We start from the raw sequence: 24989 nt of genomic DNA on the forward strand, positions 1-24989 counted from the left end.
CGCTTCGGCGAACGAAGCTTTCTGCCGATCACGGCGAGAGATGCCGATGGGAAGGCGTTCGAGGCACTCTCCACCGGTATGTCGCCTGCCCAAAAGACCGAGCTTCGATCCGCCTGGGATTTGTTGCGAGCCGCCCAGAAGCTGGCAGCCTATGAGCGCACCACGGTGGCGCTCAAACGGGCCGAGGCCCTGCGTCAGACACAGTCAAAAGGCTTGTCCCTGAAATGATGGGGCGTACCATCCGCCCGCCAAGGGGCCTTTGCAGATACTTTCGCATTGCCCTAGTCTGCCAAGGTGGGCACAAGCGCCCTTCGAGTGCAAGGAAGGCAGAGCATGGACGAGACGACGCATGACACCAGCCAGTTGGAAATGGTGGTGTTGATGACGCCCGATATGGCGAATTTTTCGGGCAAGGTGCATGGCGGCGCGTTGCTTAACATTCTCGATCGGGTGGCCTATTCCTGTGCCTCTCGTTATTCCCAGCAATATGCGGTGACGCTCTCGGTCGACCAGGTCGTGTTCCGCCAGCCGATCCATGTGGGCGAACTCGTGACCTTTCGCGCCTCGATCAACCAGGCCGGGCGCACCTCGATGGAAATCGGTATCCGGGTCGAAGCCGAAAACATTCGCTCAGGCGAACGCCGGCACACCAATTCCTGTTATTTCACCATGGTCGCGGTCGATGCCGAGGGTCGGCCAACCGCCGTGCCGCCCTATACGCCGGAGACAGAAATGCGAAAGCGCCGCCAGCGTGCCGCAGATATTCGCCGGTTGCTGCGGCTTGAATTCGAGGCGCGCTTCAAGGAAGCCAGCGCGATGGCAGATGAGCGGGTTTGATCTTACCTGCGCCCAGCCGGTGTTTGGGCGCGGGCAGCGATGCCGTCGGTCAGCCCTTGGCGTCCATGCGGGAAAAGGCGGCAAGCACTGTTCGTTCCGACTGCATCAGATAGGCGTCGAGGGCTGCGGCGGCCGCTTGCGGATCGCCTGCCTCCAGCATTGAGAGTATGCCGGCATTGAGTTCGACATAGGGCGCATGCAGGAGCTCCGGATCATGCAGCAGACCGAAACTCAAGCGTAGCTCAGCCGCGATCTGGGCATAGAAGTCACTAAGCCTGCGGCTGTCTGCCAGATCGACGATCGCGGCATGGAAGGCCATGTTGTCGCTGCCGACCACGCCCCAGTCCTTGCGGTCGCGCGCGGCACGCGCACTCTCGACCGCCACACGCATGCGGGCCACCGCCGGGTGGTTGGGATAAGCATTGGCAAGCGCACGACATTCGATCATGCGACGGACACGGTAGATATCGATGATCGAAGCCATGCTCGGCGTTGAGACGAACACGCCGCGGTTCGGCTCATGGCGCAGCAAACCTTCCTTGGTCAACAGCCGGAAAGCCTCGCGCAGCGAGTTGCGTGACACATCCAGACCCGCACTCAGAGCCGCCTCAGACAGGCGCTGGCCAGGCTTCAGTTCGCCGGCGATCAGCTTGTCGCGGATCGCTTCCGCCAATCTCGGCGCGAGCGCCGTCGTTTCCTGTTCCGCCATCATGCCCCAACCGCCGGCTTTGCGGTCTCTCCTCTACGGCGATCTCAAAGCGTCGCCATGCCGATCGCAGTGGTTATCTCGCAGGACGCCCAAGCGAACAAGGGGGCCGGAACGTCGTCCAAAGATTGTTCTGAATGGGGCAAAACCGCCAATTTCAACGCCATGCCGCCTATAGTTTGAGCAACTTAGTAGAACGATTAAATAAAATCGTTCAACGATCTTGACAGAATTGTGAAACGCAACGACGCTGCATTTGCTGATTAACAAATCCTGCCGGGACTACCGGCGCTTGATCGGTCAACCGAAGAGGGAACAATGGAACAGAATTCGACAGCGACTGACGCCGCAGCCGGCGGAATGTCGAACCGCACGCGCCGCGCAGCCCTGGTTGCCGCCATCTTCCTGATGGCGACCTCTGCCATCGGGCCGGGCTTCATCACCCAGACGGCAACTTTCACCACCAAACTCGGTGCCGCTTTCGCCTTTGCAATTCTTGCTTCGATCCTGATCGACTTCGTCGTTCAGTTGAACATCTGGCGGATCGTCACACTGACAAAGATGCGCGCCTCCGACATCGCCAATGCCGCAATCCCTGGAACGGGCTACCTGCTGGCGGCCCTTGTGATCATCGGCGGGCTGTTCTTCAATATCGGTAACATTGGCGGGTCCGGCCTCGGCCTGAACGCCATGCTCGGCATCGATCCCAAATGGGGAGGCGCAATCAGTGCGCTGATTGCCATCGGCATCTTCTCATCGAAAAGCGCGGGCGTTGCCATCGATCGGCTGATCGTGGTTGCCGGCATCGCCATGATCGCTCTGACCCTTTATGTGGCGATTATCTCCGGTCCACCCGTCGGTGACGCCCTTTTCCAGACCTTCCTGCCTTCCACCATCGATTTCGCCACGATCACCACGATCGTCGGGGGCACTGTTGGAGGCTACATCACCTATTCCGGCGCACATCGCCTGCTCGACAAGGGCACGGTCGGCATCGAAAATCTCGGCGCTGTTAACCGCGCAGCACTCACCGGCATCGCCGTCACCGGCCTCATGCGCTACGTTCTCTTCCTCGCCATCCTCGGCGTGGTAGCCTCCGGTGTCGTGATCGACGTCTCGGGCAAGGGTGCAAACCCGGCAGCCCAGGCCTTCCAGGCAGCCGCTGGCGATGTCGGATACCGGATCTTCGGCGCCGTTCTCTGGTTCGCCGCCATCACCTCGGTCATCGGTGCCGCCTATACCTCGGTCTCCTTCATCACCGTGTTCAAGCAGGACATCAGCGAGCGCGGCCGCAACATCGCGACCGTCATCTTCATCGCCGTCTCGCTGTTCTTCTATGTCGTCATCACAACGCCTCCTGCCCAGATGCTCGTCTTCGTTGGTGGCCTGAACGGCTTGATCCTGCCGATCGGCCTGTCCATCTTCATCTACGCGGCTTGGGCGCGGTCCGACCTCATGGGTGGCTATCGCTATCCGCGCTGGCTGCTGGTGCTGGGCGCCCTCACCTGTGCCTTGACCTGGTACATGGGCTACAAGTCGATCGGCCCGATCTTCGCACTGCTGACGGCAACCGGCTGATTTGACAAGGGAGGACGACATGACCGCCATCGACCTGAACAGCGACCTCGGCGAAAGCTACGGTGCATGGACCATGGGTGACGACGAAGCCATGCTTTCGATCGTTTCCAGCGCCAACGTCGCCTGCGGATTTCATGCCGGCGATCCGCTGGGAATCTGGAAGACCGTCAGGGACGCAGCCGCGAAGGGTGTGTCGATCGGTGCACATGTCTCCTATCCCGACCGCGTCGGCTTCGGCCGGCGCGACATGGACGTGACCTCGGCGGAACTGACCGCCGATGTCATCTATCAGATCGGCGCCCTCAAGGGCGTCGCTCAGGCGGCGGGCGTTTCGGTCGGCTACGTCAAGCCACACGGCGCCCTCTACAACCGCATCGCGAATGATGCGAAACAGGGCCAGGCGGTGATCGACGGCATCAAGGCCGTCGATCCCTCGCTGGTGCTGATGGGACTTGCCGGGGCGCCGATCCTCGACCTCGCCCGGAAATCGGGTCTCGCCGTGGTGGCCGAGGCCTTTGCCGACCGCGCCTATACGCCGGACGGCCAGCTCGTTTCCCGCCGCGAGGCGGGAGCCGTGCTGCACGATACCGACCTGATCGCGCGCCGCATGCTGCAGCTTGCCAAGCATGGCACGCTGGAAGCCATTGATGGCTCGACGATCAAGGTGGATGCCCAGTCGATCTGCGTGCATGGCGACAGTCCCGGAGCTGTCGCGATTGCCCGCGAGATCCGCAAAGCCTTCGAAGCCGATGGCATCGCCATCCGCTCGTTCCTGGCCAACTGAGCCGACGGGGAGCACACGAGATGATCGCCATCGACAATCTCCGCCATGTCAATGCGGAACCGGCGCGCCTTGCGCGCGCCCGCTACCGCGAGGGGGCCATCGAGCCGACGGCGGGCATCGCGCCCGGCTTTACCCAGGCAAATATGATCGTGCTGCCGCGCGATTGGGCGTTTGATTTTCTGCTTTACGCACAGCGCAATCCAAAGGCATGCCCCGTCCTCGACGTCTCCGATCCGGGCTCGCACGCCACCCTGCTTGCGCCGGGCGCCGACCTTCGCAGGGACCTGCCGCTTTACCGGATCTGGCGCGACGGCAAGCTGGCCGAAGAGACGGCGGATGCAACGGCCGCGTGGGCCGAGCATCCGGATCTCGTCAGCTTCCTGATCGGCTGCTCGTTTACCTTCGAGACCCCGATGGTCGAAGCCGGTATCGAGATCCGCCACATCACCGACAAGACCAATGTCCCGATGTATCTGACCAGCACGCCCTGCCGCCCGGCGGGTCGCCTGCATGGCAACATGGTCGTGTCGATGCGACCGATCCCCGCCTCCCGCGTTGCAGATGCGGCCACCATTTCCGGCCGCTTCCCGGCGGTACATGGAGCGCCCGTCCATGTCGGCGCGCCCTCGGAGATTGGTATCAAGGATCTGGCAAAGCCGGAATTCGGCGATCCCGTCCGCATCGAGCCCGGCGAAGTGCCAGTGTTCTGGGCCTGTGGCGTGACGCCCCAGGCGGCCGTCATGGCATCGGGGGTCCCGTTTGCCATTACCCATGCGCCGGGCCACATGTTCATCACCGATATTCCCGATTCCGCTTACCACGCCTGAGGTTCCGATGCGTTTCCTGCCCGTCAGCCTGAGTGTGCTGCTCGTCGAACTGAGGGATCTCGATGAGACGCTGGCGCTGTTCGCCTCGCTCGAGAGCGATCCCGTCGATGGCATCGAGGATATGGTGCCGGCTGCGCGCACGCTGATGATCCGCTTTCGCCCCGAAACGCTGAAGGCCGAGCAGCTCGCCGCCGCCATCGCCACACGTGATCTTTCGGCCAAGATTGCTCCCTCGGACAAGATGGTCGAGATCCCCGTCCGCTATGACGGCGAGGATCTGGCCGATGTCGCAGACCTGACCGGCCTCTCGGTTGAAGACGTGATCCGCCGCCACACAGAGAGCATCTTCACCGTCGCCTTTTGCGGCTTTGCGCCTGGTTTCGGCTATCTCGTCGGCGGCGACCCAGCGCTGCAAGTGCCACGCCGTCAAAGCCCGCGCACGAAGATCCCGGCGGGATCCGTCGCGCTCGCTGGCGCATTTTCCGGCGTCTATCCGCAAAACAGTCCCGGCGGTTGGCAGATCATCGGCACCACGCCCTTGAAGATGTGGGACCTCCTACGCGATCCGCCAGCGCTTTTTCAGCCGGGCTACCGTGTCCGCTTTACCGACACGGCAAAGCAGACCCAAACGGCTATCGTCTCTGCCCGTGTCTCCACAACCAAAGAAGACGCACAGGCAACGCCGCCCGATGGCGTCACGATCAAGGTTCTGGCATCGCCTATGCCCGCGCTATTCCAGGATCTCGGCCGCTTCGGTCAGACAGGCCAAGGCGTCTCCTCCTCCGGCGCGCTCGATCAGGGTGCATTCAAGGCCGCAAACCGGGTGGTCGGTAATCCTGTGGAAATGCCAGCACTCGAAATTACGCTCGGCGGCTTCTCCTTCGAGGCCTCTGGCCGCGCCGTCATGGGCCTGACAGGAGCACCCTGCCCGATCACCATTCGCAACGCTGGTGGATGGATGTGGAAGGCCGACACCTATCGGCCGATTTCCCTGGAAGCAGGCGACGTCGTGACCTTGGGCTTTGCTCCGCGTGGCGCCCGCAGCTATCTCGCCTTTCGCGGTGGTCTGCATGTATCCTCCGTATTAGGCAGCGCATCGACCGATACGCTTGCCGTCGTCGGCCCCGAACCAGTTGTCGTCGGCTCGACGCTTCAGGTGAAGTCAGAGCGCAAGGGTCTCGTGCCGGTATCGCTCGACGAAGCTCCGGCCTTTGACCATCCTGCGGTGGACGAGGTGGTGACCCTGGACGTGATCATGGGCCCGCGCAGCGACTGGTTCACGGAATCCGGCTTGGCCACGCTTTCGAGCCAAACCTATCTGGTGACCCCGCAATCCAACCGCGTTGGCATCCGCATCTCGGGCGATGTGGCGCTGGAGCGCAAGGATGCCGCCGAACTGCCGAGCGAAGGCACGGCCACGGGTGCAATCCAGGTTCCGCATAGCGGACAGCCCGTGCTGTTCCTGGCTGATCACCCGTTGACGGGCGGCTACCCTGTCATTGGGACCGTCGCTGAATATCATCTCGACCTTGCCGGGCAGATCCCGGTCAATGCCCGGATCCAATTCCGGCCTATCACGCGCTTTGCCGAGATTGAGCCCGTCCGGGGCTGATCTGCATTCCGCAATACTAGGCCGCAACACGACTGTGAGGAGACATTCGATGAAGAAAGTGCTGATCGCCAATCGCGGCGAGATTGCCGTGCGCATCATCCGCGCCTGCCGCGACCATGGCCTCCAGTCGGTCGCCGTCTACGCCGATCCCGATATCGACGCTGTCTTCGTCAAGCTGGCGGACGAGGCCTATGGCCTCGGTGGCAGCCGTCCGGCGGAAACCTATCTCGATATCGAAAAGCTGATCGCGATTGCCAAGCGTTCCGGCGCCGATGCGGTTCATCCCGGCTATGGCTTTCTCTCGGAACGCGCGGAGTTCGCCCGGGCAGTACAGGACGCAGGCCTCATCTGGATTGGCCCCGATCCGCATGTGATCGAAGCTCTGGGCGACAAGGTCGAGGCGCGTCGGATTGCAACCAGTGTCGGCGCGCCTCTGGTTGCCGGCAGCGATGGTCCGGTCGAGACGGCAGCCGAAGTGATCGCTTTTGCCGAAAGCCATGGCCTTCCGGTCGCAATCAAGGCTGCCCATGGCGGCGGCGGGCGCGGTCTGAAGGTCGCCTGGAAGATGGAGGAAATCGCCGAACTCTATGAGTCAGCAGTCCGGGAGGCCAAGGCGGCCTTTGGTCGCGGCGAGTGCTTCCTCGAACGTTTCCTCGACCGCCCACGCCATATTGAGGCGCAGGTGCTGGCTGACAAGCACGGTAATGTACTCGTCGTCGGAACCCGCGACTGCTCCTTGCAGCGCCGCAACCAGAAACTGGTCGAAGAGGCGCCTGCCCCCTTCCTGACCGATGCTCAACGCCAATCAATCCATGATGCGGCCAAGCGGATCTGTGCAGCTGCCGGCTATTCCGGCGCGGGCACGGTTGAATTCCTGCTCGGCGTTGACGGCACGATCTCCTTCCTCGAGGTAAACACCCGCCTGCAGGTCGAACACCCCGTCACCGAAGAAACGACCGGCATCGATCTGGTCATTGAACAGTTTCGCATTGCCGCCGGCGAAAAGCTTACCGTCATCACAACCCCCGCCCCCCGCGGACACTCGATCGAGTTTCGCATCAATGCCGAGGACCCCGGCCGCGGCTTCCTGCCGACACCCGGCGCCATCACGGCCTTCGACGCGCCCTCCGGGCCCGGCGTCCGTCTCGATAGCGGCGTGCAATCCGGATCAACCGTGCCCGGCACATTCGATAGCCTGATGGCCAAGCTGATCGTGACGGGCGCCACGCGCGAACAGGCGATTGCCCGTGCCCGCCGGGCGCTGAAGGAATTCAACATCGAGGGCCTCGCCACCGTGCTGCCCTTCCACCGCGCAGTGCTGGAAGCCCAGGACTTCACCGGCGAGGACGGCTTCAAGGTGCACACACGCTGGATCGAAACCGATTTCGCCGACACGCTGGACACCATGGCCCGACCGGAACAGCTGGCCGACACCGCGCTGATCCGTACCCATGTCGAGATCGACGGCAAGCGCCATGCTCTCGGCATCCCGGCATCGCTTCTCGCCGGCCTCGGTGGTTTGGCTGGTCAGGGTACGGCCGCAGCCGCTCCCGCTGAAAAGACCGACGCCTCCGCGATCACAGCCCCAATCGCCGGCACGCTTCAGGCTTTCAAGGTCGAAGATGGTGCAATGGTGCAAGAAGGGGACCTGATAGCGGTGATGGAAGCCATGAAGATGGAGACACAGATCACCGCCGCGCGGGCCGGACAGGTGAAGTTCAAGGCAGAGGCTGGCGCCTATCTACAGCCCGGCCAGGAGATTGCGCGCTACGAGTCCTAAGGACGGGGAGGCTTCAGTCGCCCAGCGAAGCGCCCATCAAACAGCAAAAGGCCCGCTTGAAAGCGGGCCCGTTGCTGGAGGACTTTAAAGCCTTCAGGCTTTATCGACAATTTTCTTTACAGCATCTTTCGCCTGGCCCTTGGCCTGCTGCGCATCGCCCTTGGCTTCCTGTGCAGCGCCCTTGGCCTGCAAGCTGCGGTTATCGGTTGCGTCGCCGACGGCCTGCTTTGCCTTGCCGACCAGTTCGTTTGTCTTGCCGGAAATCTTGTCCGCTGTAGAACCCATTTTCGCTCTCCTTCTTCCGAGTTTGCGTCCCATGCAGCCTTCAAGTCGCTATCCGGTCATTATGCCGGGGAAGTCCATATTCGGCTGCTTGTTGATCGCTTGTGGTTCTACAATGCCTCGCGACGGCTTTCGTTCCGCGCCTGAAGCACACCAAGCGGTGTCAGCGGGCTTTCAGCGCTTGTAGGTCTGCAATCCGGGACGGTAGGTCTTGTCGTCAAGAAACTGCTTCAGGCCCTCGGCGCGGCCATTGCTTTTGTCCAGCAGAAGCATCTGCTCGAGCTTGGCATAGATATAATCGTCCGCCTGTTCCCAGGGCATATTCCGCACCCGTTTGAATGTATCCTTCGCGGCCTTGAGCACCACCGGATTTTTCTCCAGAAGGGTGCCGCAAAGCGCCCTGACCCGGTTCTCGAGGTCGCCGAGCGGCACGGATTCATTGACCAACCCCATCTCCCGCGCTTTCTGACCGCCGAAAGTCTCGCCGGTCATGATGTAATAGAGGGAATCCCGATGGCCCATCACTTCGGCCACCGCGCGCGTGACATTGCCACCCGGCAGGATTCCCCAGTTGATCTCCGAAAGCCCGAAGGTCGCCTCGTCCGCAGCGATGGCGAGATCGCAGGCAACCAGAGGCGTGAAGGCGCCACCAAAGCACCAGCCATTGACCATGGCGATGGTCGGCTTTTCGAAATACATCAGCCGGTTCCACCATCCGCCGGCCTGGCGGCGGCTTTTCAGCACAGCGCCCCGACCCTTGCCGTCATTTTCGCGGAAATACTCCTTAAGATCCATGCCTGCCGAAAAGGACTGGCCTGCGCCGCGGAGAACCAGAACACCGCAGCGCTCGTCGGCTTCCAGTTCATCGAGGATCTCCAGCATCCGGATATTGAGCGCCGGATTCATCGCATTGCGTTTTTCCGGCCGGTTCAGGGTGACAAATGCGATGCCGTTGTCAAACTCGACCAGCACCGGTTCGGGCAGGTTGCTTTCTATATCAGCCATGATTTCACTCCTGCATGCCTGTTTCGACCGGCAGTGCCGGGGGATTTTGGGTAGACGCGTAGGTTTGGCGCAGCAGATTTTTCTGCGCCTTGCCGGATGCCGTCCGTGGGATGGTTTCGACAAAAAGGATGCGGTGCGGCCGCTTGTAGGATGCGAGGCGTTCCGCGCAAAAGGTTAGAATTTCCTCGGCACTCGGTGTCTCAGCGGCGACCGCAACCACAAGCGCCAGACCGCACTCGCCCCATTTGGCATCCGGGACACCAATCACCGCAACATCCTGGACCTTGGCATGGGCCCCGATTACAGCCTCGATTTCTGCCGGAAAGACATTCTCGCCGCCGGTGATATACATGTCCTTCAGCCGGTCCGGCACAAAGATGACGCCGCCTGAATCACGCCGTCCGAGATCGCCGGTGCGAAACCAGCCATCGACGAAAGCCAGCGCGGTCTCTTCCGGCTTGTTCCAGTAGCCCGGCGTGACGGACGGTCCCCGCAGCCAGATTTCACCCACCTCACCATCCTCGACGTCCTCGCCCGTGGCATTGACGATCCTGATTTCCAGGAGAGGTGCGGGATAACCGACGCTACCCGGATGACGTGCGATCGCCTCTCGATCCAGCGGCATATGGATCGCTGTCCCCACCTCGCTCATCCCATAGCCGTTCACGAGCGGAATCCCGTGCTCAAGAAATTCGGCAATCAAGGCAGGCGAGAGCGGCGCGCCACCGATGAAGATTGCCTGCAAGGCCTCAAGCGCCCTCGGGTTCCAGACAGGGCTTGCACGCAAGGTCGCTGCCATCTGGGGGACAGCAAAATAGTGAGTGACACCGAGTTCGGGATCACCGAGGAGCGACAGGGTGCGGTCAGGGTGAAAGCGGTCCGCTATGATCAGGAGCCCGCCCATCATCACCGTCGTTCGGGCAATCGCCACCAGGCCGATCGTGTGGAAAAACGGAAGGTCACAAAGCGTGACCGACGCCTCCGTGATCTCGCCGACCATGGCGAAGTTCACAGCCGAAGCGAAGGCATTGTGCCGCGTGAGCAGCACTCCCTTGGGCTTTCCGGTCGTGCCTGACGTATAGAGCATAATGCAGGTCCTGGCTGCCTCGAATGAAGCTGCCGCAACCGCACCAAGCTTACCCGCCCGAGCAAGAAGCCCGTTTTCACCCTCAACGGTCAGAACCTGCACCTCGTCCCGCACCGCCTCTGCGAGGACGGACGCAAACTCTACGTCATGAATGAATAGGGCCGGGTCGCCGTCCTCAATGATAGGCCGCAACTCAGCGGCTCCCAATCGCCAGTTCAGCGGTATGAACACTAAACCTGCGCGCTGGCAGGCAAGGCAGGTTGCAAGTTGTGCAATGGAATTGCGACCGAGATAGGCGACGTGCGGCGGCGCCACGGATGCCTTGACTTCATTGGAAAGCAAAGCGCCGATCTTGCCGACAAGACGATCTAGCTCTGAAAAGGTAAGACGTTCACCGCTCGCAACCTCAACAACAGCGTCGGCGTCAGGAGACACCTTGGCCCGGTAGACCAACGGGTCATACGTCTCCAGCCCGCAGAATTGCGCAGCGATCCCCTCCACCCCTACGGGCTGGTCCATACGATCTCCTCCCTGCGCCACTCCCAAGCACATCGTAAGTTCGACATACTAAATCAAAAATGATCACAGACAATAGGAGAATTCCCTGATAGAACAGAATATGATCATAGAGAACAAGCGAACATTGTTCTGACCCGCGAAAGAAGGCACATGATACTAAAGAATGACCTGAATCCGGCCAATTATGATGAAGTCTTCGAACTTGGCCGCCGGCTGAGGACGGGGCGCCTTGATGACATTCTCGGCTTTCACATCCGTATGGCGAACGTCGCGATCTATCAGGACTATTCTACGGCGATGGGTGAACTCGGCCTCACGCAGAAGCAATTTGCCGTCCTTGAACTCATTGCAGCCAACCCCGGCGTTGGGCAGATCGACATCGCAAATCAGCTCAGCATGGATCGCGCGACGATGATGGCGCTCGTCAATCGGCTCGAGGCACGCAACCTGATATCGCGCCAGGCTTCAGCCATTGACCGCCGTCGGCAAGAATTGCGCATGACCGGCGACGGCGCAATCTTGCTTGGCCAAGCGCGGGACCTCCAGGAAGCCCATGAGCTTCGCTTCACCAGCCGGTTCACACCTGAAGAGCTGGAGGTTTTCATTGGCTGTCTGAAGAAAATCTATGCAGACATCGTTCCCGGCAACAACGAAACCGACTGAATGCCTGGCCAGATGGGGCAGCCGTCTGAAAAACGACTGCCCCCGCATCTGGCAATAGCCGCTCTCCTCAAAACGGATAGTGCTGGTTCGGATCTTCGATCGTGATCCAGCGCAAGTCCGTGAATTCGGCAATCGCGGCTTTGCCGCCGAATCGGCCGTAGCCACTCCCCTTGACACCTCCAAACGGCATCTGAGGCTCGTCAAAGACCGTCGGACCGTTAATGTGGCAAATCCCGGATTCGATCCGGGCGGCGACGGCCAGCGCGCGACGAATGTCTTTGCTGAAGACGGCGCCGGACAAACCATATTCGGTATCGTTGGCAATCCTGATTGCTTCCTCCTCACCGTCTACGCGGATAATCGGTTTGACCGGCCCGAAGCTTTCCTCGGCATAGAGGCGCATGTCGGGAGAGACGTTGTCGAGCAGCGTTGCCTCGACAACGCTCCCTTCCCGCTTGCCGCCGGCGAGCAGTATCGCACCCTTGCCCAGCGCATCCGCGATAAGCTCGTCCATTTTCTTCGCCGCATCGAGACTGATCAGTGAACCCAGAACCACATGCCCCTTGGGGTCACCAGCCGGCAGCTTCGAAACCTTGGCCGCGAGTTTCGTCACGAATGCATCGGCAATCTTGTGGTCAACGATGATCCGTTCGGTCGACATGCAGATCTGACCCATATTGGCGAAGGCACCAAAAGCTGCGGCATTCACCGCAGCATCGATATCTGCATCATCCAGAATGATGAGCGGCGCCTTCCCGCCAAGTTCAAGCAGCGCTGGTTTCAGGTGACGACCACACAGCTCGCCAATAAGCTTGCCGACACGGGTCGAACCGGTGAAGTTGACCCTCCTTACGGACGGATGCGCGATCAGGGCTTCGACGATCTGTGCTGCGTCTTCCGGCGCATTGGTGATGACACCGACCACGCCGGAGGGAAGCCCGGCTTCAACGAGGCATTGGGCAATCAGACGATGTGTGCCAGGGGACTGTTCGGACGCTTTGAGAATGACGGTGTTTCCGCAAGCGATCGGCATGGCGATCGCCCGCGTTCCCAGAATGATCGGCGCATTCCACGGCGCAATCCCGACGCAAACACCGGCAGACTGACGAATTCCCATCGACAGTGAACCCGGCTTGTTGGACGGAATGACTTCGCCGGAAATCTGCGTGGTCATTGAAGCGGCCTCACGCAGCATGCCGGCAGCCACCATGACGTTGAAACCAGCCCATTGGCCTGTCGCACCGGTCTCTGCCGTCATCAATGCCGAGAACTCGCTCGATTGAGCCTCCATGATGTCGGCAGCCTTCAAAAGGATCTTTCGGCGCTCCCCGGGTCCCGTCTTCGACCACGCTGGAAACGCCGCAGCTGCCGCGTCTACCGCCGCCTTCACATCATCGAGCCCGGCTGTAGACGCCGTTGTTGCGATCTCCTGGGTATAGGGATTGATCCGATCATAGGTCCGGTTCCCGATGGCAGCCTTCTCCGCACCATCGATCAACATTGGAATATGCATTTTCATGGCAATTACTCCTCCAGTATGCCTGATTTAATATCGAGTTCGCTTCAGCCCCGTTGCGAGCTCCAAATCGACGTGTCACGTCAAGAGGGGTGGCCTCTCTGAGCGACTTTCAACCCTCCGAAGAACAGACTTATTCGTGAGTCTAAAAAACGTTCCTGCCTCGCAAGGAATGGCATATCGCTCAATAGGGTAAGCCAACATAGTTCTCCGCCATCGCCGTAGACGCGGCCCTGGATTGGGTCAGATAGTCGAGTTCTGCTTCCTGGATTCTCTGGCTGAAATCTCCGGTATCCGGGAAGCGATGAAGCAGCGTGGTCATCGACCAGGAAAAACGCACTGCTTTCCAGACCCGCCGCAATGCCTTTTCGGAATAGGCATCAAGCCCTGCGTCGGTTTTCTCCAGATAATGCTGGAGCAGGCCTTCGCACAGGTAATGGACATCCGAGACGGCGAGATTGAGACCCTTGGCGCCGGTCGGTGGGACAATATGCGCGGCATCACCGACAAGGAAGAGCCGACCGAACCGCATTGGCTCCGCCACGAAGGAGCGGAGCGGGGCAATCGACTTTTCAAAACTCGGACCAGTTATCAGCGCCTCGGCATGGTGCAGCGGCAGGCGACGGCGAAGCTCATCCCAGAAGCGGTCGTCCGACCACATCTCGACGGTATTGTCGAGTGAACATTGGACGTAGTAGCGACTGCGGGTGTGCGACCGCATCGAACACAGCGCGAAACCACGTGGATGATTGGCATAGATCAGTTCAGGACTAACCGGCGGTACATCGGCCAGGATCCCGAGCCAGCCGAAGGGGTAGACACGCTCGAACGTCCTGATCGCCTCTTCCGGCACTGCTTTTCGGCTCGCACCGTGGAAACCGTCGCACCCAGCAATGAAATCACAATCAATCCGATGGGTTAGGCCGTCTTTGACGTAGGTGACAAAGGGTGCATTCCCATCGAAGCCGTACGGGCTCACATCTTCGGCATCGTAGATCGTGATGTACCCGTCGCGTGCGCGTTGTTCGATCAGATCAAGAGTTACCTCCGTCTGGCCATAGACCACAACCCGCTTCCCGCCTGTCAGGCCGAAGAGATCGATCCGATGATCGCGCCCGTTGAACGCGAGCGAGAAACCATCATGCGGCAAGCCCTCCCGATGCATGCGGGCGCCCACCCCAGCGCGATCGAGCAGTCCGACGGTCCCTTCCTCCAGGACGCCGGCCCGGACGCGTGACAGGATGTGGTCCTTGCCGACGCGGTCAAGGATCACCGTGTCGATGCCAGCATTGCCCAGCAACTGGCCGAGCAGAAGCCCGGATGGACCCGATCCGATGATGACGACTTGGGTGCGCATGGTTCCTCCCAACGGCAGCCGCCGATCACGAAGCCTGGTTCAGAGGCATTTCGAAATTGGCATTGCGCAAATTGTGGGATCAGATGCGGGAATGAACAATGGACGCAGCACGCCAACTATTGCACAAATCGAACATGGACACGACCAGCGCGCGGATGATATCCGCAATCCCGAGTTATGACCTCTACGGCGAGAGCGGATCAGCCGCCGCGCAGTTTTGGGTGCACTGCGAAACAATACCGTCGCGAAGCAGTCTCCACCACTTCGAAATAGGCATGCACCGGCATGTGCATTTCTTCCAGATCCTGTCGATCCTCTCAGGTTCCGGCGACGCGATATTCGGTGATCGAGTTGTGCGTTTCGAACCACCGGCCATGATAACAATACCGCCCGGCGTAGCGCATGGCTTCAGGTTTGCACCGGATATCGACGGGCATGTCTTCACCATTCTCTCAGGCCGACTGCCGGCGCGGCCGGACGAACCCAGTCCGATCGGGAGATTTCTTGCCGAACCCCGCGTTACATGTCTCGATGACACAGCGGCACCTGCGATCCGCTCGACACTCAACACCGTGCTCTCGGAATGGGCTGGCCGCCGAAGCCAGTGGGCGATCATGGTCGAGGCCGGCATCGCTTCAACGCTGGCGCTGACAGCCCGAGCCGCGGCACTGGATGTTCGAGAGGCGCAAGGCGGCGACGAGAATGACCGGCGAATGGAGATCCTCTCCACTCTGGTGCAGCGGGAAGTCCGCAATCACCGTCCGGCGAGCTACTTTGCCTCTGCGCTTGGCATATCGCCCACCCATCTCAACCGGATCGTCAAGGTAAAGACGGGCCTGAGCACCCAGGCGTTTCTCGCGGAGCGCCTGCTCGAAGAGGCCCAGCGTGCGCTTCTGTTCACAGGCGGAAGCGTGCAGGACGTCGCCTTTCGTCTCGGCTTTTCCGATCCCGCCTATTTCTCTCGTTTCTTTTTGCGCCAGACGGGCGTGACACCCCGTGCGTGGCGCCTCCAGGAACAGCCCAAGCTCGGCGCCCGTGAGGAGGGCCTTGGCCTCAATCACGGGTGAAGCGTTTGATCAAAAGCGGACGGATGTCTTTCATGGGACGTTCGACGCCATCGAGGCGCGGGGTCATTCCGGCGGCAAATCCTTCCGCTTCGAACCCGCGAATGAAATCTGCGTCTCCACTGATCACATGGACCGGGACCGCACGCGACGCATTGGGGCCGGTCACGATGCTGGCCGGCTGGTGATCGCCAAGAATGACAAAGACTGTGTCAGAGCCAAAGCGCGCCATGTAACTCCCCAGCGTCTGCAGCGAATAATCAATGGTTTCGATATACTGCCGACGGACCCGCTCAGGATCAGCCCAGACCACCGAGGGCGGATCGCCGCTCGTCGCTTGGGCATCGAAGACAGTGCCGTCGCCGATGGCATCCCAATCGATCAGTCGCGCTACCGGCGTCCAGGGTGCGTGGCTCGAGATGAGCGCGATCTCGGCCATGACGTTCTTGCCCGCCGCTCGCGCCGGCTGACGGGCCAGTCGCTCGAAGGCAGCAAGCGTATACTGGTCCGGCATGGTGATCCAATTGAACGGCTTGCCGCGATAGCCGAGATCGGCGGCGGCCAGAACACGGTCATAGCCGTAATAGGCGGCCTCCGGCCAGGCCATGGTGATGGCCGGCATGATGGCGACGCTCTGCCAACCGGCCTCCGAAAACAGACGATTGAGGCTTGGCTGGCGGCTCATCATCAGGCGATCATAGCGTGCCTGATTGTCGATCCAGAGGCCCGACATCAACGTGCCATGCGCAAGCCAGCTCAGCCCCCCAACTGTCGGAGAGGTCACCCAGGTGCTGGCGGAAAAGAGACCAGCATCGCCGATCGCCTTTTCCACCGCTGCCAGACGCGACTGGATCAGTGGCGCATAACGAGGATCTTCGATAGCACTGCGGCCATAGGATTCGACGAAGATCACCACAATATCGCGGCCCCGCACGCGTCCGAACAGACCATCGCCGGATAGAGGCTCAACGCCTCCATCCAACACCTTCTCGAAAGCCTGCATATCGACGGCCGACCGGATGACGAGATCAATGCGGGCGACGAGATAGCGCACGACGCCGGCATCCGTCCGGGGTAAGCCCATGGCCAGCGATGCACCGGCAAAGGCTGCGAGCACGGCAAAGGCTCCGATCAGCAAACGCCGCGCCCTGCTCTCTGTGGCAGCCATTTCGCGTGCGCTACGCCAGAAAAGCCAGATCACCAGCGCGACGCCGAAAAGCACGACGCAGCCCAGGATGAATGCGGTTCCAGCCCCGATCGAGCCGGACAGAACATTCCAGCCATCCCCCATCAACCGGCTGTCGAGGTAGGGGTTGAACGGGCGCTGAAAGGCCGTCTGCGTCCCCAGATCGGCAATCTTCAGGGCCAGCAGCAGGAAGACGACGACCGCAACGATGGCGCGCACCACGCGGCCCATCCGTCCCGGCACCAGCAGGAGCATGAGGCAGAGCAGCGGCCACTCCAGCGGCAATCGCAAGAAGGCATCCAGGCCCAGGGCATCCGGATGATCCGGGAGCCGGATCGCGATTAAGACAAACACTGAGACCACAAGGCCTGCCAGCAGAGGCTTGACCGACGAGACTGGCCGTCTGACGGCAAAACAATTCGAAGTCATCAAAGTCCGCAGCCTGTGTCGTGACGTAGTGCTATGACTTGATGCAGCAACGTCGTTGAAAGTTCTGGCCCGTGTCCGCCTTCCGTTTCCTGATCCTTCTTTCGGTCCTGGCCATCGTCCTCTTGCTGGCGCTGAGGCTTGATACGACCACGTTGATTGCCGCCCTTTCGAAGGTGTCGACACTGCACATCGCCGGGATTCTTTGTCTCGTCCAGGCTCAGATTGTTCTCTCGGCCCTGCGCTGGCGTTTTACCGCTGACCGCTTGGGCCAAACCATTGCGAGTGGTGAAGCGATCCGCGAATATTATGTCGCCACTTTGCTCAACCAGTCCCTGCCGGGCGGTGTTGCCGGAGATGCGTTGCGCGCTTACCGAATGCGCGCGGAAGGCCCCGGCGGTTGGAAGCAGCCGGCCAAGGCAGTCGTCTTTGAAAGGCTGTCCGGACAGATCGTCTTCTTCGCCTTTGCCGCTCTGGGTCTGTTCGCCTGGCCGAACATCGTCGGCGTGGACGCAAGCGACCATATGGCGATCGTCGGGTTCGCCGTTGTTGTCGGGCTTGGCGCCCTGATGCTCCTCGGATGGAAGATCGCAAAATCCAAAGGGGTGATCGGGCAGCCCGGCATGCTCGCGGACATCCGTAAGGCATTTCTCGATCGCAGTGCCTGGGCCATCCAGATCGCCCTCAGCTTGACGGTGGTCCTGGCCTATGTCGCGGCTTTCTTTATCGCCTCGCATGCCGTAGGCGCCAGACTTCCGTTGATCGCAACGGTCACCATCGTGCCGCTGACGCTGCTCGCCATGCTGATACCATCGGGTCTCGGCGGATGGGGAAGCCGGGAGGCGGCCGCCATGGCGCTGTGGCCTCTGATCGGAGCGACAACGTCCGAGGGTCTCGCAGCAAGCCTTGTCTATGGTGGCCTCTCGCTTGCAGGCGCCCTGCCCGGATTGGCGTTTCTCGGCTGGGGTGGCGCGCAAAAGACCCCGCACGCTTAAGCTACCGCACGGCGGACTAGACGCGACGCCCCCGTCTGCGCTCGCTCCGATCATCGCTCAACGCCCGGCAGAGCAAGCAGAGAACGAATGTCGACCGCGAAGGAATAAACTAGTGCGGCAAGCGCGATTGCGGCGATTGCCGTCGCGACGTCGGAGGATACGAAAGGCACAAGGATCGCGCAGAGTGCTGCGACCTGCACAACGCAGACAAGCTTGCGGCGGAACGATGGCGGCAGGCTACCATTCAATTTTGGAGAAAAACGACCCCACGCCAGGAATCCGTAGCGCATCAACCCGATCAGAACGACCCAGGCTCCCACCTTGTCGAGAAGCAAGGCCGCCAGAGATAGAAGGAGGATCAGGAAGGCATCCACCTCCATGTCGAAGCGTGCACCGAACGACGATTCGACCTCAAAACGGCGCGCCAGATAGCCGTCGATGCCGTCGAGAGCAAACGCAATCAGCACAATGCCAAGCAATGTCCAGAGGGCCACCGGATCGCCAGCAAGCCGCTCACTCGACACGAGCGCACCGGCCGTCAGGCTGACAAGTCCGGCCCGGATCGATGTGACCAGATTGGCCGGACCAAAGCGATCATGCCCATGGCCGGGCAGGGCGCGGAGGACGAGCGCAAAGATGATCGCCAGCGTCACCAGCGTGACAATGATAAAACCCGGCCCAAGCGGAAAAATAGCAAAGGCTGCGACGAGCAGCGCCAGGGTGCATGCTGCGACCAGGGAGAGATTGGTGATGGCGGTGGAGAGCAACAACCCCCGCCCCTCCAATCCAAAGGCACGCTCATCCCACCAATAGCCCAGCCGCTCTGGTCCGCTCGCCATCTGTTCAATCCTCCTGGATGCAAGCTTACTCTGCTGCGACCAGGGTTTCGAGGTCCATCATGTGACCGCCGCGGATTGTCTTTGTCCGGAGGTAGTTCTGGTTCTCGGCCGTCACGCGGCCGACGACCGGCGAGCGTGCTTCCACATCAATGCCACCCGCACGCAGACCGGCGATCTTGGTGGGGTTGTTGGTGTAGACGGCAACCCGACCAATGTTCATCAGCCGCAACATGGCAACAGCCGCCTCGTAGCGTCGGTGATCTTCTGCCAAGCCCAGCTCGGCATCCGCGTCGATCGTATCGAAGCCGAGATGCTGGTAGCCATAGGCGCGCATCTTCGCACCGATCCCCGTGCCACGGCCTTCCTGGTCGAGGTAAAGCAATACGCCGCCACCGGCTTCCTGGAGAAGAGCAAGACCATTGCGCAGCTGGTCACCGCAGTCGCATTTCAGCGAGCCGCAGAGATCGCCCGTGATGCAAGATGAGTGGATGCGGATCGGAACGGTCTTCGTTACGTCAGGTCGACCAACGACGATGGCCACCTGATCCTTCTGCGCGACACCACCGCGGAACACGACGAATTCGGCATGATCCATGCCTTCGAGCGGTACACGGGTTCGGACAACCTCGTCGAAACGCTGGCGCGCCTGATCCGCACCCTTCAGCCGGTCAGCATTCAAGAGGCAGCACGCTGCGAAGCGATCCGGCTGTTCGGTTACATCTGCCACAACCATTGCCGGAAGAAGAAGGGCGATGCGAGCAAGTTCGGCGGTTTGGGCAGCGAGCGCATCGGCAGTCTGCCAGAGACGCGGCGCTTCAACGCCGAGTGAATAGGCCAAACGGGAGGCCTGATCGAAGTTCAGGCCGGCAAGCGGCACCAGAATATCCGCGCTCGACGAAATACCCAGGCGTCCCGCCCGCGGCGCGGTCAACAACAGGGAGTGACGGTTGCCTGCTGCCGCGGCAAATTGATCGAAAACAGTCGGTGCCACGCAATCGAGCGAAAGGGATGCAAGCTTCCGGCTGCCGTCGGACAAGACGACTGGACGGCCAAAGCGCAATTCGGCGACTGCGCGTTCAACTTCGGCTTCCGGCGATACGAATTCGAACATGGACGGGCTCAGGCTGGACATGATGCTTACTCTCCCTACGTCAATGGTTGTCATTACGCCTGAGAACTCCGGCTGGATTGCGTAGAGCCTGTAAATAAATATTGATCGGCCATTCGAAACCAAATGCGCGCTGACGCGCTACGTTCCCGGTTGGATGCTGGAATTGGTGAAGGACCACTGCCTTTGACGGAAAGAACTGACCGAGAGCCCGCTATTCGGCAGGCAACCGCACTCTGGCAAACCGGTCCAGGGGAAGTGCAACTGCAGCATCAGGCGCTCGGTGAACGGCAATCCGGGCAGCTCATGATCCGAAACATGTTCAGCGGTGTCAGCCGGGGCACGGAACGGCTGGTGCTTGAGGGCCTCGTCCCTGAAAGCGAACGTGAACGCATGCGTGGGCCGGGCATGGAGGGCAGTTTCCCCTTCCCGGTCAAATACGGGTATGCCAGCGTCGGACGCATTGAAGACGGTCCGCCCGAACTGCGCGACCGTGCAGTCTTCGTCCTTCATCCGCACCAGGACCTGTTCATTGTGTCGGAGGAGCAGATCAACCTCCTGCCCGATGCGCTTCCCCCGAGACGAGCTGTGCTCGCTGCCAATATGGAGACCGCACTCAACATCATCTGGGATGCCGGTATCCTGCCCGGCGACAGGGTGGTGGTTTTCGGGGCAGGCGTCGTGGGAACCCTTGTTGCCTATCTGTCGAACGGAATTGCCGGGACAGAAACCCTTCTCGTTGATAGCAATCCCGACCGCAGCGCACTGGCAGCAGAACTGGGACTTGCGTTTTCCAATCCCGGTGACCTCAGCGGCGAATTCGACGTATTGATTAATGCCACGGCTTCGGCAAATGCGCTCGAAGCCGCAATCGCCCATGCCGGCATGGAGGCACGCATCGTCGAGGCCAGCTGGTATGGCGACCGTTCCGTCAAGATTCCGCTCGGCGGGGCGTTCCATGCAAGGCGGCTTTCACTCATCAGCTCGCAGGTCGGCACGATCCCCCCAAACAGGGCTTCGCGGTGGAGCTACAAGCGCAGGATGGCCAAGGCGTTGGAACTGCTGGTCGACACCCGCCTCGATGCCCTGATCTCGGGCGAGACAGCTTTTTCTGAACTGGAAGCTGCCTATCCCCGTATCCTGTCATCGCCGGATACGCTCTGCCACCGCATCCGCTATTCGTAAATGACAGACACACGAAAGAGAGACCATGTTCGCAGTCGAAGTGAGAGACCATATCATGATCGCCCACAGCCTTCCCCGCCCAGTCTTCGGGCCGGCACAGGGCATGCACGGGGCAACGTTTGTCGTGGATGCTGCCTTCTTCACCAAGGATGTCGACGAGGATGGACTTGCCGTCGATATCGGGGCTGCGACAACCGTTCTGTCGGAGATCCTGAAGCCCCTCAACTATCAGAATCTCGACGAACATCCGGCGTTTTCCGGCAAAATCAGCACGACCGAGGTCATAGCCAAGCACATCTTCGATCAGCTGGCTTCCGCCGTATCCGACAAAAAGCTTGGCCCGGGTAGCCACCGTATCTGCCGCTTGCGCGTGCTGCTGCACGAATCCCACGCCGCACGCGGCTGGTATGAGGCCGACCTTTGACGCGCAGCCTGGTTTTCGCCTATCCCGGCGATCTCACGTTGAAGACCGGTGGCTATGGCTATGACCGCGCTGTCGTCGCCGGCCTCAAGTCTCTTGGCTGGGACGTACAATTGCTTGCGCTCGGCGACGGCTTTCCAGCCCCTTCGACGGACACGCGCCGTGACGCGGAAGCGCGGCTCTCGGCCCTTTCCGACGGCGCACTGGTCCTGATCGACGGGCTCGCCTTTGGCGTTCTGGATGACTGGGCAATGCGGGAAAGAAGCAGACTAAAGATCGTCGCGCTGGTTCATCACCCGCTGGCACTCGAAACAGGTCTGTCCCCGACCGACCAGGAGCGGTTGACGAATTCGGAGCGCCGAGCGCTTTCAGCCACCCGCCACGTCATCGTAACATCGCAGATGACCGCACGCGAGGTGGCAGATCGGTTTGAGATCGCCGCCGAGCGCATCACGACAGCCATCCCCGGCACGGCCCGCGGCCTGCCCTCGACCGCCTCCGGTCAGCCACCGCACATTGTCTCGATCGGCACGCTGACGCGCCGCAAGGGGCATGATGTGCTCGTTTCGGCGCTGAAAAAGATCGAGGATCTCGACTGGACGGCATCGATCATCGGTAGCCGTCGGCTTGACCCTGAGATCAGCCGCCAGATCGAGGCCCAGATCGCGACGCTCGGTCTGGCCGATCGCATCGCTCTCTGCGGAGAGGTCGACGACACAGCCACGGCACTGGCCGGAGCCGATATTTTTGCGCTCGCCAGCCGCTATGAAGGCTACGGCATGGTCTTTGCTGAGGCCCTAACACAGGGACTGCCAATCGTCGCCTGCCATGCGGGAGCCGTTCCCGAAGTGGTTCCGGCAGATGCGGGCATTCTCGTTCCCGTTGACGATCCCTCAGCATTTGCCGCCGCACTGCGCAGGCTTCTGACTGATGAACCCGGACGGGCAGCCAGAGCCGAGGCCTCCGCGCGTGCCGGGTCAGCGCTCCCCCGCTGGGACGATACCAGCCGGACCATTTCAAACGCATTGGAGACTGTTCGATGAGCGGTTTTGACAAGGACTGGCTGGCGCTGCGCGAACCCGCCGATAAGGCAGCACGGGACGCAGGCCTCCTCAACATGCTTGCGCAGACGCTGCGGGATGGCAATCCTGAAGGGAAGCGGCCACCAAACTTGCTCGACATCGGTTGTGGAACCGGTTCCACCTATCGGACCCTGTCGCCGTTGCTGCCAAAAAATACACATTGGCGTTTGCTCGACTATGATCCGGCGCTTCTTGCAGAAGCATCCGCCAGGATCGGTGAGGGCAGCCCAGTCGAGTTCCGCCAGTTTGACCTCAACAACATTGACGCACTGCCACTCGCAGGGACTGACGTTGTTACGGCATCAGCCCTCTTCGATCTCTGCTCAGCCAACTTCTGCGACCGGTTCGTCGGGGTATTGGCTCCGACCGGTGCGGGTCTTTATGCCGCGCTGAACTATGATGGGCAGATGAAATGGAGTGTCGTCCATCCGCTTGACGCTGCAGTCACGGCAGATTTCAACTGTCATCAGCGGCTGGACAAGGGTTTTGGTGCAGCTCTCGGCCCTGATGCCACACACCATCTTGCGGGCGCGTTGTCGGCGTTTCATTACCGCGTGTTGACGGCGGAAAGCCCGTGGGTGCTCGATGAGCGCTCTGCTCCGCTCCAGCGGGAGCTGCTAGAAGGCATCGCCAATGCCGTCCGGGAGATTGGCGAACTCGTACCGGAGGAGATTGAGGCTTGGCTCACTTTTCGTCTGGAACAGGCGGACGTGCCTGGCAGCTTATGCCGGATCGGCCATCAGGATCTGCTCGCGCTCCCCGGCTGATGACCGGGCGGCAAGCTTCAGCTGACAGTCGAAAAGAATGTCGGAACCCAGGCTGAAGACGCGCGCTGCGGGGCGATGTGCTTCGCTGAGCGCGTCAATCGGCGGCAGACTAATACCGGAAGGACCGGAGCCTATAATAAGCGGGGCGATGGACACATGCAGATGGTCAATGAGACCGGTCTGCATGAAGCGGGCGATCGTGCGAGCACCACCTTCGACCAGGACTTTCTGGAGGCCGCGTTTTTCAAGCGCCTCCAGTATGTCCTGGGGCTCGAGCCCGCTATCGCCGGTGCGAAGACGGATGACGTCCGCTTTATAGGACCGCTGTGGCGCGTTTATGCTCTGTAGCAAGATGACAGGCGCACCGCCATCGTGGAACAGGCGCTCTTCTCCTGTCAGTTCTGCTCTACAATCGACCACGACCCTGACCGGGTTCGGCCCCTTGACCGCACGCACCGACAGTTGCGGATCATCGCAATGTACGGTCCCAACACCGACGATGACGGCTTCGACCAGTGCCCGACAGCGATGCAGGTGGGCGATCCCATCAGGCCCGGAGATATCACGGGCATCTCCCGTCGGCGTCGCGACACGGCCGTCGAGTGACTGGCCAACCTGGGCAAGCACAAAGCGTCCGCTGGCTGCCGCAATGGGTCCATAGAGTGCGATCGCCGGGTCGGCCTCCTCTGACTTATTGGAAAGCGTCATGCCGCTTCGCATGCCCAGAAGACGTGTCCAGACCTGGTCGTTCATCTCGATCTTGCGCATGGGAAATGCCGTCCTGCCTGTCTTTCAGAGTATGCGATACAGCGTCGCGTCACGGCGGACGACATGATGGAAAAGCGCCGCCGCTAGATGCAACGCAAAAAGCCCGAGAAGGATCCAGGCGCTCCATTCGTGTATCGCCGACAACGTGAAGGCTATATCGGGCGTTTTTCCGATCGGGCTCCAAACCTCGAACAAGCCAAACCATTTGAGCGGGAAGCCGTGGGCATTTGTGGCGAGAAAGCCCGACACAGGCATGAGGATCAGGAAAAGATACAAAAGGCCGTGCACACTTTCGGCTGCAATCTTCTCATGGCGCGGCGCTTCAAGACGGACTGCACCACCCGTCAGCCGGATTCCCAATCTTACGAGCATCAGCCAAAGCACGAGAAAGCCGAGGCTCTCATGCACAAGGTAAAAGTCGAGTTTCACATCATCCTTGACGAAGCCGATCATCAGGCCAAGCGGCCAAGTCGCCAGCACGAGGACGGCCACCACCCAATGGGCAAAACGCAAGCCGACAGAATGCCGCTGTCCGGCACCCTGCGGCAAAGTGTTCAGCATGTCCTCCGTCGCGCGCAAGATGCCTCCACATCCT

24 protein-coding genes and 1 pseudogene are annotated in these 24989 nt (G+C 60.9%); 14 read left to right on the top strand and 11 right to left on the bottom strand.

Annotated features, from left to right (window positions below; genetic code table 11):
- Positions 1-228, top strand: a pseudogene (locus tag ACSV9I_RS15080) (BID domain-containing protein); the annotation flags it as partial.
- Between the two features lie 105 nt (positions 229-333).
- The gene (locus ACSV9I_RS15085) at positions 334-837 is read left to right on the top strand and encodes an acyl-CoA thioesterase (protein WP_438329681.1); all 504 of its coding nucleotides are present in this window, start codon (positions 334-336) and stop codon (positions 835-837) included.
- A gap of 49 nt (positions 838-886) precedes the next feature.
- On the opposite strand, the gene ACSV9I_RS15090 is transcribed toward ACSV9I_RS15085, so the two are convergent.
- On the bottom strand, positions 887-1546 hold the full coding sequence (locus tag ACSV9I_RS15090) for a GntR family transcriptional regulator (protein WP_438330005.1): 660 nt from the start codon (positions 1544-1546) through the stop codon (positions 887-889).
- A 315-nt stretch (positions 1547-1861) separates the two neighbouring features.
- Between ACSV9I_RS15090 and ACSV9I_RS15095 the strand changes: the two genes are divergently transcribed.
- From ACSV9I_RS15095 to ACSV9I_RS15115, 5 genes are read left to right on the top strand one after another with little or no spacing between them, the layout of a single operon-like run.
- Complete coding sequence (locus ACSV9I_RS15095) at positions 1862-3121, top strand: NRAMP family divalent metal transporter (RefSeq protein ID WP_438329683.1); 1260 nt, start codon at positions 1862-1864, stop codon at positions 3119-3121.
- A gap of 19 nt (positions 3122-3140) precedes the next feature.
- Entirely contained in the window at positions 3141-3905 is a 765-nt protein-coding gene (locus ACSV9I_RS15100) for a LamB/YcsF family protein (RefSeq protein WP_438329684.1), read from the top strand.
- Between the two features lie 20 nt (positions 3906-3925).
- Complete coding sequence (locus ACSV9I_RS15105; protein ID WP_438329685.1) at positions 3926-4732, top strand: putative hydro-lyase; 807 nt, start codon at positions 3926-3928, stop codon at positions 4730-4732.
- Between the two features lie 7 nt (positions 4733-4739).
- Entirely contained in the window at positions 4740-6344 is a 1605-nt protein-coding gene (locus ACSV9I_RS15110) for a carboxyltransferase domain-containing protein (RefSeq protein ID WP_438329686.1), read from the top strand.
- A gap of 49 nt (positions 6345-6393) precedes the next feature.
- Complete coding sequence (locus ACSV9I_RS15115; protein WP_054158153.1) at positions 6394-8124, top strand: acetyl/propionyl/methylcrotonyl-CoA carboxylase subunit alpha; 1731 nt, start codon at positions 6394-6396, stop codon at positions 8122-8124.
- A gap of 93 nt (positions 8125-8217) precedes the next feature.
- Here ACSV9I_RS15115 and ACSV9I_RS15120 read toward each other — a convergent pair whose 3' ends face one another.
- The 3 genes from ACSV9I_RS15120 to ACSV9I_RS15130 all read right to left on the bottom strand — a co-directional run bounded on the left by ACSV9I_RS15120 (position 8218) and on the right by ACSV9I_RS15130 (position 11017).
- On the bottom strand, positions 8218-8409 hold the full coding sequence (locus ACSV9I_RS15120) for a CsbD family protein (RefSeq protein ID WP_054158152.1): 192 nt from the start codon (positions 8407-8409) through the stop codon (positions 8218-8220).
- Between the two features lie 171 nt (positions 8410-8580).
- Positions 8581-9411, bottom strand: coding sequence for a p-hydroxycinnamoyl CoA hydratase/lyase (locus tag ACSV9I_RS15125; protein WP_054158151.1), 831 nt, complete (start codon positions 9409-9411; stop codon positions 8581-8583).
- A gap of 4 nt (positions 9412-9415) precedes the next feature.
- Positions 9416-11017, bottom strand: coding sequence for an AMP-binding protein (locus tag ACSV9I_RS15130; RefSeq protein WP_438329687.1), 1602 nt, complete (start codon positions 11015-11017; stop codon positions 9416-9418).
- 150 nt (positions 11018-11167) lie between these two features.
- On the opposite strand from ACSV9I_RS15130, the gene ACSV9I_RS15135 reads away from it, so the two are divergent.
- Positions 11168-11680, top strand: coding sequence for a MarR family winged helix-turn-helix transcriptional regulator (locus ACSV9I_RS15135; protein WP_054158149.1), 513 nt, complete (start codon positions 11168-11170; stop codon positions 11678-11680).
- Between the two features lie 67 nt (positions 11681-11747).
- On the opposite strand, the gene ACSV9I_RS15140 is transcribed toward ACSV9I_RS15135, so the two are convergent.
- Positions 11748-13193: an aldehyde dehydrogenase gene (locus ACSV9I_RS15140; protein WP_438330006.1), complete on the bottom strand. Its 1446-nt coding sequence runs from the start codon at positions 13191-13193 to the stop codon at positions 11748-11750.
- Positions 13194-13380: 187 nt separating this feature from the next.
- The gene (gene pobA / locus ACSV9I_RS15145; RefSeq protein WP_438329688.1) at positions 13381-14553 is read right to left on the bottom strand and encodes a 4-hydroxybenzoate 3-monooxygenase; all 1173 of its coding nucleotides are present in this window, start codon (positions 14551-14553) and stop codon (positions 13381-13383) included.
- 155 nt (positions 14554-14708) lie between these two features.
- Here pobA and ACSV9I_RS15150 point away from each other — a divergent pair, with 155 nt between their 5' ends.
- Positions 14709-15620 carry a helix-turn-helix domain-containing protein gene (locus ACSV9I_RS15150; protein ID WP_438330007.1) on the top strand — a complete coding sequence of 304 codons (912 nt, stop codon included), beginning with the start codon at positions 14709-14711 and terminating at the stop codon, positions 15618-15620.
- Here ACSV9I_RS15150 and ACSV9I_RS15155 read toward each other — a convergent pair.
- Positions 15607-17232, bottom strand: a complete 1626-nt coding sequence (locus tag ACSV9I_RS15155) for a sulfatase-like hydrolase/transferase (protein ID WP_438329690.1) — start codon at positions 17230-17232, stop codon at positions 15607-15609. The two genes, ACSV9I_RS15150 and ACSV9I_RS15155, sit on opposite strands and share 14 nt — an antisense overlap.
- Positions 17233-17303: 71 nt before the next feature.
- Here ACSV9I_RS15155 and ACSV9I_RS15160 point away from each other — a divergent pair, with 71 nt between their 5' ends.
- Positions 17304-18224, top strand: coding sequence for a lysylphosphatidylglycerol synthase transmembrane domain-containing protein (locus ACSV9I_RS15160; protein ID WP_438329691.1), 921 nt, complete (start codon positions 17304-17306; stop codon positions 18222-18224).
- 50 nt (positions 18225-18274) lie between these two features.
- On the opposite strand, the gene ACSV9I_RS15165 is transcribed toward ACSV9I_RS15160, so the two are convergent.
- Positions 18275-19063, bottom strand: coding sequence for a CDP-alcohol phosphatidyltransferase family protein (locus tag ACSV9I_RS15165; RefSeq protein ID WP_438329692.1), 789 nt, complete (start codon positions 19061-19063; stop codon positions 18275-18277).
- Between the two features lie 25 nt (positions 19064-19088).
- Positions 19089-20195 (bottom strand): GTP cyclohydrolase II RibA, encoded by a 1107-nt coding sequence (gene ribA, locus ACSV9I_RS15170; RefSeq protein ID WP_438329694.1) that lies wholly within the window; start codon positions 20193-20195, stop codon positions 19089-19091.
- Positions 20196-20429: 234 nt separating this feature from the next.
- On the opposite strand from ribA, the gene ACSV9I_RS15175 reads away from it, so the two are divergent.
- Genes ACSV9I_RS15175 through ACSV9I_RS15190 form a run of 4 tightly spaced genes read left to right on the top strand, consistent with a single transcriptional unit; the run spans position 20430 to position 23626 of the window.
- Positions 20430-21356 carry a zinc-dependent alcohol dehydrogenase gene (locus tag ACSV9I_RS15175; protein ID WP_438329696.1) on the top strand — a complete coding sequence of 309 codons (927 nt, stop codon included), beginning with the start codon at positions 20430-20432 and terminating at the stop codon, positions 21354-21356.
- Between the two features lie 25 nt (positions 21357-21381).
- Entirely contained in the window at positions 21382-21780 is a 399-nt protein-coding gene (locus tag ACSV9I_RS15180) for a 6-pyruvoyl trahydropterin synthase family protein (RefSeq protein ID WP_438329698.1), read from the top strand.
- Positions 21777-22820, top strand: a complete 1044-nt coding sequence (locus tag ACSV9I_RS15185; protein WP_054158143.1) for a glycosyltransferase family 4 protein — start codon at positions 21777-21779, stop codon at positions 22818-22820. Before ACSV9I_RS15180 ends, ACSV9I_RS15185 begins: the two co-directional genes overlap by 4 nt.
- Complete coding sequence (locus ACSV9I_RS15190; protein ID WP_438329700.1) at positions 22817-23626, top strand: class I SAM-dependent methyltransferase; 810 nt, start codon at positions 22817-22819, stop codon at positions 23624-23626. The genes ACSV9I_RS15185 and ACSV9I_RS15190 overlap by 4 nt, the downstream gene beginning before the upstream one ends.
- On the opposite strand, the gene ACSV9I_RS15195 is transcribed toward ACSV9I_RS15190, so the two are convergent.
- Entirely contained in the window at positions 23582-24394 is an 813-nt protein-coding gene (locus ACSV9I_RS15195; RefSeq protein ID WP_438329702.1) for a RibD family protein, read from the bottom strand. The genes ACSV9I_RS15190 and ACSV9I_RS15195 overlap by 45 nt on opposite strands.
- A 24-nt stretch (positions 24395-24418) precedes the next feature.
- A complete protein-coding gene (locus ACSV9I_RS15200; protein WP_054159641.1) occupies positions 24419-24955 on the bottom strand; it encodes a cytochrome b in 537 nt (178 codons plus the stop codon).
- Positions 24956-24989: the final 34 nt, after the last annotated feature.

The organism is Rhizobium sp. G187 (assembly GCF_051549525.1).
Taxonomy (GTDB): domain Bacteria; phylum Pseudomonadota; class Alphaproteobacteria; order Rhizobiales; family Rhizobiaceae; genus Allorhizobium.